The 14,104-nt window shown below is 57.3% G+C and carries 13 protein-coding genes; 4 read left to right on the top strand and 9 right to left on the bottom strand.

The window, feature by feature from the left end; translation table 11 throughout:
* Positions 1 to 20: 20 nt before the first annotated feature.
* Positions 21 to 1,247 carry a diaminopropionate ammonia-lyase gene (gene dpaL / locus HNQ38_RS06995; protein WP_183718843.1) on the top strand — a complete coding sequence of 409 codons (1,227 nt, stop codon included), beginning with the start codon at positions 21 to 23 and terminating at the stop codon, positions 1,245 to 1,247.
* Between the two features lie 305 nt (positions 1,248 to 1,552).
* Here the strand turns inward: dpaL and HNQ38_RS06990 are convergent, their stop codons facing one another.
* The 5 genes from HNQ38_RS06990 to HNQ38_RS06970 all read right to left on the bottom strand — a co-directional run bounded on the left by HNQ38_RS06990 (position 1,553) and on the right by HNQ38_RS06970 (position 6,419).
* On the bottom strand, positions 1,553 to 2,323 hold the full coding sequence (locus HNQ38_RS06990; protein WP_183718841.1) for a methyltransferase domain-containing protein: 771 nt from the start codon (positions 2,321 to 2,323) through the stop codon (positions 1,553 to 1,555).
* A gap of 604 nt (positions 2,324 to 2,927) precedes the next feature.
* Positions 2,928 to 3,080 (bottom strand): sulfate respiration complex protein HmcD, encoded by a 153-nt coding sequence (hmcD, locus tag HNQ38_RS06985; RefSeq protein ID WP_183718839.1) that lies wholly within the window; start codon positions 3,078 to 3,080, stop codon positions 2,928 to 2,930.
* A gap of 23 nt (positions 3,081 to 3,103) precedes the next feature.
* The gene (hmcC, locus tag HNQ38_RS06980; protein ID WP_246388040.1) at positions 3,104 to 4,318 is read right to left on the bottom strand and encodes a sulfate respiration complex protein HmcC; all 1,215 of its coding nucleotides are present in this window, start codon (positions 4,316 to 4,318) and stop codon (positions 3,104 to 3,106) included.
* Positions 4,319 to 5,422, bottom strand: coding sequence for a 4Fe-4S dicluster domain-containing protein (locus HNQ38_RS06975; protein ID WP_183718837.1), 1,104 nt, complete (start codon positions 5,420 to 5,422; stop codon positions 4,319 to 4,321).
* Positions 5,423 to 5,435: 13 nt separating this feature from the next.
* On the bottom strand, positions 5,436 to 6,419 hold the full coding sequence (locus HNQ38_RS06970) for a nine-heme cytochrome c (RefSeq protein WP_183718835.1): 984 nt from the start codon (positions 6,417 to 6,419) through the stop codon (positions 5,436 to 5,438).
* A gap of 679 nt (positions 6,420 to 7,098) precedes the next feature.
* Here HNQ38_RS06970 and HNQ38_RS06965 point away from each other — a divergent pair.
* Positions 7,099 to 7,752: a carbonic anhydrase gene (locus tag HNQ38_RS06965; RefSeq protein WP_183718833.1), complete on the top strand. Its 654-nt coding sequence runs from the start codon at positions 7,099 to 7,101 to the stop codon at positions 7,750 to 7,752.
* A gap of 643 nt (positions 7,753 to 8,395) precedes the next feature.
* Here the strand turns inward: HNQ38_RS06965 and miaA are convergent.
* Genes miaA through HNQ38_RS06945 form a run of 4 tightly spaced genes read right to left on the bottom strand, consistent with a single transcriptional unit; the run spans position 8,396 to position 12,080 of the window.
* Entirely contained in the window at positions 8,396 to 9,349 is a 954-nt protein-coding gene (gene miaA, locus HNQ38_RS06960; protein WP_183718830.1) for a tRNA (adenosine(37)-N6)-dimethylallyltransferase MiaA, read from the bottom strand.
* 17 nt (positions 9,350 to 9,366) lie between these two features.
* Positions 9,367 to 9,906, bottom strand: a complete 540-nt coding sequence (coaD, locus tag HNQ38_RS06955) for a pantetheine-phosphate adenylyltransferase (protein ID WP_183718828.1) — start codon at positions 9,904 to 9,906, stop codon at positions 9,367 to 9,369.
* Positions 9,903 to 10,454: a 16S rRNA (guanine(966)-N(2))-methyltransferase RsmD gene (gene rsmD / locus HNQ38_RS06950; RefSeq protein ID WP_183718826.1), complete on the bottom strand. Its 552-nt coding sequence runs from the start codon at positions 10,452 to 10,454 to the stop codon at positions 9,903 to 9,905. The genes coaD and rsmD overlap by 4 nt, the downstream gene beginning before the upstream one ends.
* A gap of 15 nt (positions 10,455 to 10,469) precedes the next feature.
* On the bottom strand, positions 10,470 to 12,080 hold the full coding sequence (locus HNQ38_RS06945) for an MBL fold metallo-hydrolase RNA specificity domain-containing protein (RefSeq protein ID WP_183718824.1): 1,611 nt from the start codon (positions 12,078 to 12,080) through the stop codon (positions 10,470 to 10,472).
* A gap of 466 nt (positions 12,081 to 12,546) precedes the next feature.
* On the opposite strand from HNQ38_RS06945, the gene HNQ38_RS06940 reads away from it, so the two are divergent.
* On the top strand, positions 12,547 to 13,215 hold the full coding sequence (locus tag HNQ38_RS06940) for an LOG family protein (RefSeq protein WP_183718822.1): 669 nt from the start codon (positions 12,547 to 12,549) through the stop codon (positions 13,213 to 13,215).
* Between the two features lie 8 nt (positions 13,216 to 13,223).
* The gene (gene tadA, locus HNQ38_RS06935) at positions 13,224 to 13,793 is read left to right on the top strand and encodes a tRNA adenosine(34) deaminase TadA (RefSeq protein ID WP_281377819.1); all 570 of its coding nucleotides are present in this window, start codon (positions 13,224 to 13,226) and stop codon (positions 13,791 to 13,793) included.
* Positions 13,794 to 14,104 lie beyond the last annotated feature (311 nt).

Below are 14,104 nucleotides of genomic sequence, written 5' to 3'. Positions count from 1 at the left end.
CCTGCCACGGGAGACCAGACATGAAGACTGTCAGTTATTGCCCTAACAGCCGCCGCGCCCGCGCAGGGCAGGCTGTAGATGTCAGCCTGTTCGGACCTGAAGAGGCGCGTGTGGCCCGGTCCTTCCATCAGGGTTTTGCGCAGTATGCTGCAACGCCGCTGGTGCGGCTGAAGGCTCTGGCTGACAATCTGGGCGTGGCAGAAATTCAGGTGAAGGACGAATCCTGGCGGTTCGGCCTCAACGCTTTCAAGGTTCTGGGCGGTTCCTATGCCGTGGCGCGCTATTTGGCGCAACGGCTGGAACTGCCCATGAACGAAGTGACGCCCGATCTGCTGTGTTCAGCCGGCGTGCGTGAGAAACTTGGCGATGTTACTCTTGTGACGGCAACGGACGGCAATCACGGGCGCGGCGTCGCCTGGACCGCCCAGCAACTGCACATGAAAGCCGCTGTTTTCATGCCCAAGGGATCAGCGCCAATCCGGGCGGAAAATATCCGCAAGACCGGGGCGCAGTGCACCATCACCGAGCTCAACTACGACGATACCGTGCGTCTTGCCATGCAGCATGCCGCAACATCGGGCGGCGTGCTGATTCAGGACACCGCCTGGGACGGCTATGAAGAGGTGCCGCTCTGGATCATGCAGGGTTATACCACCCTTGCGCTGGAGGCGGATGAGCAGTGGCGGAGCAGCGGAGCCAAACCCCCAACCCATATTTTGCTTCAGGCCGGGGTTGGTTCCTTTGCCGCAGCCGTGCTTGGCTACTTTGCCTCCGTGCTTGGTGACGAAGCGCCGGAAGCCGTTGTTGTGGAACCGCACGCGGCAGATTGCTTTTACCGCTCATTCGAGGCGGCAGACGGCCATCCCCATGCCGTGACCGGGCATATGCAGACGATTATGGCCGGGCTTGCCTGCGGCGAACCCAGTAGTTTGTGTTGGCCTATTTTACGCGACAGGGCTGCAGGGGCGCTTTCCTGCGCAGATCCGGTGTCTGCCAACGGCATGCGCATTCTGGCCGCTCCCTTGCCGGGCGACACGCCCGTGTGCAGCGGCGAATCTGGGGCTGCTCCGCTGGGCGCTCTGGAATATGTGATGAAAAATCCAGGCATGCTTGAAGTGCGGCAGGCTCTGGGGCTGAACGCATCGTCGCGTGTGCTGCTTTTCAGCACCGAAGGCGATACTTCGCCGGACCTGTACCGTCAGATTGTCTGGCACGGGCGCTACGGCAGTGAGGCATGTGGCGTATAATGTAGCTGGGGGCGGGCAGAGTAGATTAAAATTTAGTGCGATTTCATTTTGAAACAGCTCAGTTGAGTGCAGTAAACATCTATGACGAAGAAGGCCGCGCGATTATCGCACGGCCTTCTTTATTAATAAATCCTGATTTTCAGTTCTGGAGACAGTGTCGCTCATACGCCCAAATAAGAAGTATGAGGGGGCGGCAGTACGGGAGTATTCCGCTGCGATTCCACCTTTCTCGGGCAATCCAGTTTTGAAAAAAATTCAATTCTCAGCTAGTTGGCCTGCATAAGCTACAAGCCCAACCATTACAGCTAGCGCCCGCGAATCCAGTACGTTTCAAAGCCGTCCTGTAACCAGCCGTCCTTAACTTCAGCCAGCCCCGCCTGCTTGAATATCTGGCGGTATTCGTCGCGTGTGCGCCGCCAGCCCCAAAACTGCTGACGCCTGATGCCCAGATAGTGCAATGCCCCGCGAATGAAGATTTTGATGGCGTTAACAAAGCTGCCAATAAAGGAGTCTTCTTCCAGCAAGGAGGCAGACAGCAGGATGATCTCGCCGCCGGGGGCAAGCTGGGCCCGCAATTCCTGCAACAGATGGGTGAACTCGCGCGTGGGAATGCCGTAGTCCACTGTGGACAGATAGATCATGTCGTAGTGAACATCGGGCGGCAGACAGGCCGGAGGCAGGCCGATATAGATACGCTCGCTGGGAATATGCTGGCGCAGCCATTTCATGCCGACAGTGCTGGGTTCGTTGACATGCAGCTCCAGATCTGGCAGCTCTTCCAGCAGTATTTTTTCCATATAGCCGACGCCGCTGCCAATGGAAAGCACACGCACGGGCTCGGTGCGAGGCGCGGTTTCTCTGGCAAGCTGGTCTCGCAGCTGGCCAATGAGCCAGCGGGCGTCCTTGCGCTTGTTTTCGCGCCAGACAGAAGGCAGATCGTCCCAATTCTTATAGCGACGGAAGAGTTCTTCGTAAAAAACAGCGTAGAACTTTGGCTCCGCCAGATGAAAGAAGGAGATATGCGAAAAGGATGTAAATGGTATGCCTTGCCAGCTTTCCTGATAAAATCGTCGCACGTCAAGCCTCCGCTCATGGCTGCATAAATGCGTTATGGCAAACGCGCCGAAGCCACTTCAACTCCCCCAAGTATAGCGCAAGCCCGTACAAGGCGCAATGCGCTCGGCAACCGTTTGCACTAGAGCGCTCAACCTCGAAAAAAGGTTAGCTGCTCTAACGCTGCGCAAGAGTACAGTTGGCCCAACGTGGCGAAAATGCTGCCGAAAATTACATTTTTGGCAGTATGATAACTTTGCGATGCTTTACATTGCAAAGGTGCTCAGCGCTATATTTCGTTTGATACCATATATGATGCTGATTTGCAGTCATCTCTTTTAACGAGAAAACAGCGCATTATCACCATAGGAGTATCTTGTGCCGCAGCTGGCTTGATCGTCTTGCCATATGGCCTTGGCAGATCGCCGTGACCCAATGACCTTGACCATATGGGCTGGCCATATGGTTTTGGCCGGATATTGCATCTGGCCAGATGCTGCGCGGTCAAAGTGAGCATGAAGAGGCGCGTAAAGGTGCCCGTAAACAAGAGCATTGTCAAACAAACAGGGGGCGGCGCTCAACGGCGTCGCCCCCTGCGATTTCAGGCTGTCTCAGGCCCTGTGGCCTTTAATGCCCCTTGGAGTCGCCGTTGCGACCCTTTTTGCGGGGAAACAGCACGAAGTTCCAGTATATCACATAGGCCGGCAGCACCACGAACATCATGGCGTAAGCCCAGTTCTTCGAATAGAGGAAATAGTCGTAAAAAGTATGGAATTCCATAATATTCTCCTTCTGCGGATTGGCTAGTGCTCATCCTTGAAGTCGGGGTGTTCGTACAACACAGGCATGTGGTAGATGATGAAGCGGTATGCCGTCACAATCATAGTTACCACAAAGATGGAAATGCAGAATTCCCAAATGCTGGGGAAGTAACGTTCAGCCGAGGGCAGATTGTAGTTGAAGGCAATCATGGACACGTTGAAGCGGTTCATGACGATGCCCAACACAGTGTTGGCCGAAGCGATACGGCACAGCGTCAGGTTGCGGTCACGCGCGCCCTTGGCATAGAGCAGGGCGGGCAGCAGCACGAAGCCCAGCATTTCCACCAGCCACCACGCGCCGTAGCCGGAGAACACGTAGGGCAGGTTTGCCTGCACCAGCATGTCGATAAGCTTGAGCATGAAGTAGGCGAACAGGATGAAGGAAGCCGCGCGGGCAAAGCTGAAAACAACGCCGTCAGCTTCACGCAAGTGGGTTTCATCCATGTAGTGGTGCAGCCCCTTGTGGGCAAACATGCCTTCAAAAATGACCATGGAAGACCCGGCAGCCATAGAGCTGACGAAGAAGAACATGGGCATGAAGGGCGAGTACCACAGGGGGTGCAGCTTTTCGGGCGCTATGAGGTACAGCGCGCCCAACGAAGACTGGTGCAGGGTGGACAGCGTCACGCCGAAGATGGTGAGCACGATGGTGGCGTGCACCACGAGCTTGCGCCATTTGATAAGGACGGGGTACTTCGACGACAGCCATTCCAGAGGCGCCACGGAGAACTCGATGAGGAGCACCGTAACGTAGGTGGCGACGCACAGGCCCACTTCAAACAGAACCGAAGTGGTGCCGGGGAAGAAGAACATGAAGGGCAGACGCAGCGGATGGCCCAGGTCATACAGAAGGGCCACAACCACGAAACCGTAGCCAAGAAAGGCTGTGGTAATGGCCGGGCGTACTGCCGAGTGAAACTGTTTCATGCCCATGACGTAGCAGGCCACGGTGGTAAAGTAGCCACCAGCCGCCAGAGCGACGCCGCAAAGCAGGTCAAAGCCGATCCACAGGCCCCAGGGCTGGGTGTTGCTCAGGTTGGTGACCGAGCCGATACCCATTGTGAAACGGATAATGGTAATGATCAGGCCTACCGTCAGAATGACGGCGGTAAGAATATTGCCCGGCGTAGGTCTGAAGAACTCGCCAAGGTTGAACAGCTTGTCCTTAGTGGGAATGACTATGCTGTGGTGCGACATTTACTTATCCTCCCCGTGACACTTGCATTCCGTTTCCCTGGCCTTGAGGGCTTCGGTCATAGCGCGACGGGCCGTGTCAGCGGCGCCAGGCCCCTGGGTTTCCTCAATCTTGCGCACGGCTGCGTCAACGGCGGCGGCCACGTCTTCACGGGCTTCCTTGACCTTCTCGTCCTTTTCCGCCTTGTACATAGCTTCACGGCGCTTGCTGATGGCATAAGCGCCACCGAAGAGCACGGGCCAGAAGGCTACGATCATTGGCACCGCGCCAAGCGCACCGTAGGTCAGTTCACCCATGGGGCTGTGGCCCAGGTGGGTATTAAGGCCGAGCTGCTTCATTTCGTCGCCAGCAAGGGGGGCGTCGTCCGGCGTAAGGCTGGCCGCAAGCTGACCCGCAGCGGGGCTCAGAACCATCCATGCGGTGCCACCGGCGTCGGTTTCACCGTAGACGTAGTTGACGTACTTGCCGGGGTTGTCGGCCATGCGGGCGCGAGCCAGGCGAAGGAGGTCGCTGCGGCGGCCAAAGGTGAGGGCGTCTTTGGGACAGGCCTGCACGCAGCCGGGCAGTTTGCCTTCCATGAGCAGGGGCTCACAGAAGGTGCACTTCTGCACCAGGGGATCAAAGGCTTCGTCGTACTGGAAGCCGGGCACATAGAAGGGGCAGGCTACCATGCAATAGCGGCAGCCCACGCACTGTGAGCCTTCGTAATGCACTGCGCCGTTGGGATGCTTGGTGAAGCATTTGGCAAAGCAGGCCGAGGCGCAGGCCGGATCGTTGCAGTGGAAGCACTGCAACTTGCGGAATACGTCTTTGCCATTGACCTTGTACTTGTTCACCACGGTCCATTCGTATTCGCCGGTGCGACGGTGGGTATCGCATACCGTAAGGTCGCTGAAGGGCTTTTTGGGTTTGGGCAGGTGGTTGACCTTGTTGCAGGCTTCTTCACACTTGCGGCAGCCGATGCAACGGGTTGTGTCGTGCAGCACCCCGTAGCTGTCAGCATAATATGGAAAGGTGTGAGGGCCAGCCTGGGCGACCTTGGCCGTGCCAAGGGCCGAGACCACGCCTGCGCTTCCCATAATGGTCAGAAATGTTCTGCGTTTCATATTCTTCTCCATGCTAGTCGGCGCTCTTGGGAGCGGCCTTATGGCAGGTGGTGCAGTCGGTATCTCTGGGACGCGCGACATTCATACCCTTGTGGCAACCCATGCACTGCAGATGGTAGGCGGCCATAAGGTTAGGACGGCCGGGATTGGCCTTGTCGATCTCCTTGGCGTGGCAGCTGCCGCACTTGGGAGGCGTAAGGGAAAGCGGGCTTCTGTGATGGCAGGTAGCACACAGAAGTTCAGGCTGATTGTGGAAAGCCTGCGCCAGCTTGTCGTCCTTGATTCCTTCCATAAGGGAGGTAAGGTGCCGGCGGTGGGTAAAGTTGCTTCCCTCGTACTTGTCGGCCAGAGAATCAATGATCACCTTGAGGGGGCCCAGCATGGGAGAAACAGGCTCAACGGGCTTCTGGGCCAACACGGTTTCGGTGGCCAAAGCTTCGTTGTCGCCGGGGAGCAGGGTGCCTTTAATGCCTTTCTGCATTTGTTCCGGCGTCATAGAAGGCGTAACATTATGGCAGGTGGCGCACCATGCCTGGTCGCGCTTGGGCGTGACGATGGCGTGGCAGCCAGCGCATTCGCGCCTTTCTTTAGTCTGCTGTTCATGACAGCTCACGCAGCTCACAGGCGTGTTGCCCTTGGCGCGTTTGGCGATGTTGGTGGCGTGCATGGCCCGTTCAAGGGTAATGAAATTGCCCTCGGCCTTGCCTTCCACGGTGTGACAGGTGCTACAGGAGACCGGGTCGCCCGTGTGGTGACAGGTCTCGCAGTTGTCAATCTTCTTCTCGTGATTAAGATGATTGAAAACCACGGGTTTCATGGCCGCGCCCTTGGGATTGGGCTTTTCGCCGACCGGAAACATGACTATAGCCGATGGCGCGCCGCTGTCTGTTGGCTCCAGGGCTGCGGCCTTGACCGAACCAGCTCCCAGCGCCGTGAGACACGCCGCGCCAGCCAGGGCGATAGCCGCCAGCAGAAGCAGTGATGTGCCGTTCCTCATGTGCTTGTCCTTTTGCATTCAGACATTACCCCAAAAACCCGCCACGTCAGGCGACGGGATCCTCCGGCCCCGCCGATCCCTACGGGGGGCAAACACGCAGATATTGAAACGGTATCGCAGGCTGCAAGACACGTCAAGGAGGGGTCAGAGTTAGAATGGCTTCTCATGCTTGGAAAAACAAGGAGATTGGGAAAATTTTCATTAAATTCAGCCCGCCAATAAAAACCAATTTACAGATTTATATCGAATATGGGCTCACCTTGCGAACAAGCTCACATGAGCGTGATTTTTTTGAAAAAACTTTTTTAGCAAAATTTTTTTGGCTGAGAGCGCAGAAATTTACGCATTGGCAGCAGGTGCACAGCAGCGTCATAAATGAAAAGCATAATTTTCACCTGGAATTTTGTTTAACTAATATACTGAAAATAAACATATTTATTAAGTAGATGCGGTGCAGAGTTATTGCTTGCGTCAAGAGCGCCCGTAGTGGGTTTACGTCTCTTGACCTGCCCCCCAAGATACTCTACGCCTGAAGGGATACGGATGTGACATGAAACCGCTCCAAGCGTGCTGCCAATGGCAGTCCCGGTATTTCACAGGGACGGCTGGCGTGCTGGATCAGCCTGCGGCGGATTGGCCACGGAGCCGATAGCTCCTGACCGATAACGGAGGATCGTTGATGAAGAGTGTTGAAAGCCTGCTGCAGGGCAATGAACTGTTTCAAAAAAACTATTTCAAGAAGAATGAATCCGAACTGTTGGAGCTTGTCAGTAGCGGCCAGCATCCCAAAGCGCTTTTTATCGGCTGCGCCGATTCCAGAGTGATCCCCTCGCTGATTACCAATGCTCCTCCCGGCCAGCTTTTCGTGCTGCGCAACGTGGGCAATTTTGTCGCTCCCTACAAACCGGACGAAGACTACCACGCAATGGCCTCCGGCATTGAGTATGCCGTAACCACTCTGGATATTGCAGAGATCATCATCTGCGGCCATACCTATTGCGGGGCCATTGAGTCTCTGTACAAGGAAATAAGCGGCGAAGAGCTTGTTCATACCAAGAAATGGCTGTCTCTTGGCAAGAAGGCCAAAGAGCTTGCCTTGCTTGCTCTTGGCAAGAATGCGGATAAAGATCATCTGCTGCGCCTGACAGAGAAGCTTTCCATCGTTTTTCAGATCGAAAATCTTCTCACCTATCCCTATGTCAAGGAAAAGGTGAACGCTGGCATCCTGCACATTCACGGCTGGCTCTATCATATAGAATCCGGCGAAATGGAATACTACGACCCCGACCAGCACGAGTTCATTTCACTGAACAAGTCCGGGGCGTCTTCGTAAGGCGCAGGCAGACAGGCAGTACTGCCCGCAGCCTTTTGTGCGAGAGATGTTGCAAGGAATTTACAGGCGGCCCTCTTTTTGGAGTGGGCCGCCTTTATTGTGAGTAATCTGGCTTGTTTCAGAACCGTTCCGCGGCCGCCTGCCGCCCTCGGGCGCACGAATGGTGCTGGCGATTGCATGGGCAAGCTAAGTCATTATTCGTGCTATTCTCAGCCGTATTTTCCTGCTCTTACCCAAAGCTCTGCCGAAAGAATAACTTGATCGCGCACGTTTGGCGGTGATTGCTAAAATCTCAATATGGGTTGAAGCCCATTTTTTGGTGGCATTGCGCGGCGGGGAGGGAGATCGCCGAGCGTAGCGAGGAAGCTCCCGCAGCAGAAGCCGCGCAGCCCTCGCTGAATGATGGAATATGGAAAGCCCGAGGGGGGTAGTCCGGGGGGAGTGCAGAGGGGGCCTCGGAGGGGCGCAGCCCCTAACAGGCCCCTTCTGCCGCCCGCCGCGCAGGCGGCCAAAATGGAAACCGCAAAAGCAGGTCTACAGCAAAACGCTCTCTGCCATGCAAAAGAATTGTTGCGACCGTTACGAGCGAAGACAGCAACGATGCCTCGGCGTCAGGCAAGCCCCTCAAGGTGAAATCGCTTTTCTATCCTGCCCAGCGGGCACAAGCCGCCGTAACCACCCCATCCACATCTTCCGGCGGCAGCCAGACGGCCTCTTTACGCGCACGGAACCAGGTGAGCTGACGCTTTGCATAGGCGCGCGTGTTGCGCAGCCAGAGCGAACGGCATTCATCGAAATTCAGGCGCCCCCGCAGGAAGGCCAAAGCTTCGGCGCAGCCAATCCCCGACCAGCCGGGGGCCGCATCGTCGCCGCAGTTTTCAAGGGCCGCGCGGGCTTCATTCATGGCCCCGGCTTCAAGCATGATGTCCAGACGGCGGGCCAGGCGCGGCTCGAGCCACGACAGGGGAGCGTCCAGCACCAGCAGCGGCCCGGTGCAGAGCGGAGCGCTCATGGCGTTTTTGTGCCACCATGTGAAGGGACGGCCCGTGGCCTCCAGCACTTCCAGAGCACGCACAATGCGCTGGCGGTCGTTGGGATGGATGCGGGCCGCGTATTCCGGGTCCACAAGAGCCAGTTCGGCATGCAGGCACGCCGGGCCTTCGGCGTCAATGCGGGCGGTGAGGGCTTGCGTCAGGGCCGTGTCCACGGGGGGAATCTGGGCCGTGCCATGCAGAAGCGTATGAAAGTAGAGACCTGTGCCGCCCACCAGCAACGGCGTCTTGCCTTTTTCAAGGATCTGACGTGCAAGCGCAGTGATCTGATCTGCCCAGCGGCCTGCGCTGATTTTTTGTGCTGTGGGCAAAAACCCGTAGAGATGGTGGGGGCAATGGGCGCGTTCTTCCTGTGTGGGCTGTGCCGTTATGCAGGGAAAGTCGGCATAGACCTGCCGTGAATCCGCATTGATGACTTCGCCGTTCAAAGCGTCCGCCATAGCCAGCGCGGCGGCAGTCTTGCCGGAGCCTGTGGGGCCTGCAAGGCAAATAACGGGCAGCGGGGCAGCCTGTGCCGCCCCGCTGTATGTATTTTCGCTCCGCATCAGTATGGGCTGCCTGTTCAAGAGGTGCGAAATCCGGTGTACGGCGGGGCAAGGCAGGGAGTGCCCTGGGCAACTTCCCCTTTTTCATACTTTTCCATAAGAGCCAGACGCACATTCTCGGGCACGAGGCCTTTGATGTCTGCTCCGTGACTGGCAGCGGCCTTGACGATGGTGGAGCTGATGAACAGCCACTGGTAGTCGGTCATGAGAAAAACCGTCTGAATGTGGCGTTGCAGGCGGCGGTTCATCAGGGCCAACTGGAATTCGTACTCAAAGTCCGAAGCGGCGCGCAGACCACGCAAGAGCACACAGGCCCCGCGTTGCGCCGCGTATTCCACGGTCAGGCCCGAAAAGGGCTCCACCACGGCACGGGGCTCGTCTCTGAGGGCTTCGCGGGCCATAGCCACACGCTCTTCATGACTGAACAGCGGACGCTTGGGCGTATTGTCGGCCACAGCCACGATGATCTGGTCAAAAACCTCGCAACCACGGCGGATCAGGCTGAGGTGACCATTGGTCATGGGGTCGAACGTGCCGGGATACATGGCAATTTTCATGACGCTATCCAAATGCAGACCCGGGTTTGCCCCAGTAGTCTGTCAGTTTCCAGTGTGAACCCGGAAGGCACGGCAAATTTGGCTTCCTTTTCAATTTCTGCCGTTACAAAGGCTCCGGGCGTGAGCCAGCGGTGGGCGGCCAGAAGCCGCAATGCCGGTTCTGCCAGCTTTTTGCGGTAGGGCGGGTCCATAAAAACAATATTATAGGGCTGCTGCGGCGGGCGCTTGAGCACCTTGAGAACGTCGTCCTTCACAAGGCCTGCTTCTGCCTGCACACCCAGAGTTTCCACGTTGGCCTGAAGGCAGCGCATGGCCGGAACGGAGTTCTCAACCAGCATGGCGTGGGTTGCGCCCCGGCTGATGGCTTCAAAGGCAAGGCTGCCGCTGCCAGCGAAAAGATCCAGCACCCGCGCCGTGGACCAGATCAGTCCACGGGCGGCAAGCATGGAAAAGAGCGCTTCGCGGGTTTTCCCCATAGCGGGGCGGTAGCCCTCGCCCTCCACAGTTTTCAGAGTTCGGCCGCCAAGGCGGCCTGATATGATGCGCATGATGTTCCTGTGTCCCTACATACGCGAGATAAGTCGCGTGAGGGCGTAATCCATTTTTTCCAGTGCTTCCTGCAGATCTGTCTGTTCCACCCAGGGGCGGCCTTCCACATCGGCCAGCTTGCCCTTGAACATGCCCCACTTGCGTTCCACTTCGTTGGTAAGAAAGTTCCAGTCCACCTTGGGATGCGCCTTGGTTTCGTGCGTGACGGTTTCGGCAGCCTGGCAGCCGTCCAGCGTCAGTTCTTCCAGATAAGAGGCTATATGGGGCTTGATGTCAAAGCGTTCCTTGATGAGCCGGGCCAGGGTTTCCTGGGCCTTGGTTTCACCGTGGGTCAAGAACACCTGGGCGCAGCTGTGCGTCAGCGGAGCCAGCCAGTCAAGAAGCTGGCTCTGCCCGGCATGGCCCGAGAACCCGTTGATGGTGAAAATGCGGGCGGCCACGTCCATATCTTCGCCAAACAGAGTGATCTTTTTGGCTTTTTCAACAATTTTGCGGCCCGGCGTGCCGACGGCCTGATAACCCACAAAGACGATACTTGCGCCGGGCTTCCAGATGTTGTGGCGCAGGTGATGGCGCACGCGGCCCGCGTTGCACATGCCGCTGGCCGAAATAACAATGGCCGGACCCTTGTAGTCATTGATGGCCTGCGATTCCGCCACGGACAAAGTGTAACGCAGATTGGGCAGAGAAAACGGGTTGTCGCCGTTGTTGAGCATCTTTTGCGCCGCATCGTCAAACAGCTCGCGGTTGCGCTCAAAGACTTCAGTGGCGCGGATGGCCAGGGGGCTGTCCACATAGACGGGCATGTCTTCGGGCAGTTTGCCCTGCTTGCTCAACACATGCAGGCAGTACAGAACTTCCTGCGTGCGCTCTACGGCAAAGGCGGGAATGATGACCTTTTCGCCCTTGCCATAGCTGTAGGCGATGGCTTCGGCCAGTTCCTGGTCGCTCACGTCCTCATTTTTGTGGTCGCGGTCGCCGTAGGTGGACTCCATAAACACGTAGTCGGCCTGTGGCGGGCTTTCAGGGCTGCGCACAATAAGGGACTGCGGGCGGCCGATGTCGCCGGAAAAGATGAGGCTGGTGGTCTTGCCGTCTTCGTCCGCTTCAATGCGCAGAGAGCCCGAACCGAGAATGTGCCCGGCGTCGTAATAGGTGACGCGGATGCCGGGGGCTGGCTCAAAGGATTTGTGATAATCCACGGGAGAAAACATGGTCACGGCTTTTTGGGCGTCGGCCACGGTATAAAGAGCGGCTGGGGGATTTTTCAGGCCGCGGCGCATGTATTTTTTGGCTTCCCACTGGGCTTCCATTTCCTGAATATGGGCGCTGTCCTGAAGCATGAGGTCCAGCAGCTCGCTGGTGGCCTTGGTGCAGTATACGGGATTGTCGAATCCGTCACGCACCATGCGAGGCAGCAAGCCGGAATGGTCGATGTGGGCGTGGGTGATGAGCATGAAGTCGATGTCTGTGGGGCGGTAGACTTCGGTTTCGCGGTTGCGGGCTTCAATGGCCTTGTTGCCCTGGTGCATGCCGCAGTCGATACAAAAACGTTTGCCGCATGCCTCTATCATGTAACAGGAACCGGTCACGGTTTGCGCCGCGCCCAGAAGTTGAACCTTCATCGTGGCCTCCGATAGTAATTGACGGCCTGAACAGCCGCAAAGTCCGTTATGGCGAAAATCTGGCTGGCAGCCGCTTTTCGTCTAACGGGCCCCGCATCGCAAAGCCCGGTGCTGTACAGGGGGGCGATGTGTCGAAACGCTGTAAACATAGGCATGCGTTATGCGCAAGCCGCGTTTGGGGACTTTTTTCCATAGCCGCTTGGGGCGCATAGCGTCAAGCCTGCGCCGTTTGTTGGTTATTGCGGCTTTGGCCCTTATTTCAATACCGTACAAGCTGTGCATTGCCTTTACCGTGCGGCCCACTTATACTGCGACCCTGATTCCGCCGGGCGTCAGCTGGCTTCCGGCACATTTGCGCGCTTCCGTTCTGGAAGACCCACGCGGCCGCAGGGGTTGCCTACCGCTGCTGTCCGTTCTTCATGTCGGCTTTTTTCGGAAGTTCTGAAAGATATACCAAGGAGTTTTCATGCCTGAACTGCAACAGAATATCGTGGACGATCTGGCCTCTGTCACCACAGAATCCTGGCGTACTTTTCGCATCATGGCCGAAATGGTGGAGGCTCTGGACACTCTTAACAGCCTTAAGGTCAATTGCATCTCCATCTTCGGCTCGGCCCGAAGCACGCCTGATACACAGGAATACAAGGACGCCGAAAAGATTTCTCGTTTGCTGGTTGAAGCTGGCTTCGGCATCATCACCGGCGGCGGCCCCGGCGTTATGGAAGCGGCCAACAAGGGCGCTTTTGATGCTGGTGGCGAATCTGTGGGGCTGCACATCCACCTGCCGCATGAGCAGGGCTGCAACCAGTATGTGAAAACCCGCTGCAATTTCCGCTACTTTTTCATCCGCAAGTTCATGTTCGTAAAATATGCTATGGCGTATGTGGTCATGCCCGGCGGCATGGGTACCATTGACGAACTCTCCGAGGCTTTCGTGCTGGCCCAGACTGGCCGTACGCGTCCCTTCCCCATCGTGCTGTACGATTCCAGTTTCTGGAGCGGCATGGTGGAGTGGTTGCGCAAGAACATGGCCGCGCGCGGGTTTATCAATGAAAAGGAAATTGACCGTCTCATCACCGTGTGCGACACGCCTGAAGAAGTGGTCAACCACCTGCGCAAGATAGTTATTCTGTAGGGCGCTGCATGAGGCGTCAGGCGTCGAATCCTTCCTTCCCCCATCCCGGTGGCCTTGCCTCCGGGAATGGGGGAGTTCGCGTTTTTGCGCCAGCCGGGCCTGTGCCTTCCGCTCCGCCGGGGCATAGCTGGGAAAGTCTTATGGGGCGCGCTCTTGAACGTGCCACAATGGCTGCATCCGCAGGGGAAATACCCGTGGGGGCGGTGCTGGTCGCCCCTGACGGCAGGGTGCTGGCCGAGGAGGGCAATGCCCCCGTGGCCCTGCACGACCCCACAGCCCACGCCGAAATTCAGGCATTGCGCCGGGCCGGGACTGCGTTTGGCAACTACAGGCTTGGCGGCTGTGTGCTGGTGGTTACTCTCGAGCCTTGCGCCATGTGCGCTGCCGCCTGCATCCATGCCCGCCTTGCCGGAGTGGTTTATGGCGCGGCTGATTCGCAGGCCGGGGCCGTTGTTTCCCGCGCCGAGTATTTTGACGCCCAGAGCGCCAATCACAGCATCTGGCATATGGGGGGCATACGGGCTGAGGAATGTGCAGCGCTGCTGCACGATTTTTTCGCAGCCCGGCGAGAGGAGTGAACTACTTCGCCCTTGCCGCCTGAACATGCCGTGCGGATTCCCTCAAAAAACCGGGCAGGCGACGGACAGGTTGTTCTTCTTTGCAGAGCGGCGGGCCTACGATTGGCCTTGCATATGCTCAATATCCGATAGCGAGCAGGCCAATGTCCGGCAGTACGCAGACTATGATAGCCGTAGTGATATGACATTGCACGGCTGAGAAGATGTTTTTCAGTTGATTGGCTTTGAAGGCCGAAGCATTTCAAAGCTGACTGTTTTTGATGATGACTGAGGTGAGTCTTTGCTGGCGTGGTTTTTGCCGCACTGGCGTA

Origin of the sequence: Desulfovibrio intestinalis (assembly GCF_014202345.1) — a bacterium.
In the GTDB taxonomy this organism is placed as follows: domain Bacteria; phylum Desulfobacterota; class Desulfovibrionia; order Desulfovibrionales; family Desulfovibrionaceae; genus Desulfovibrio; species Desulfovibrio intestinalis.
Note: the sequence above shows the minus strand (reverse complement) of the source record. Positions and strands in the feature narration are given on the sequence as shown.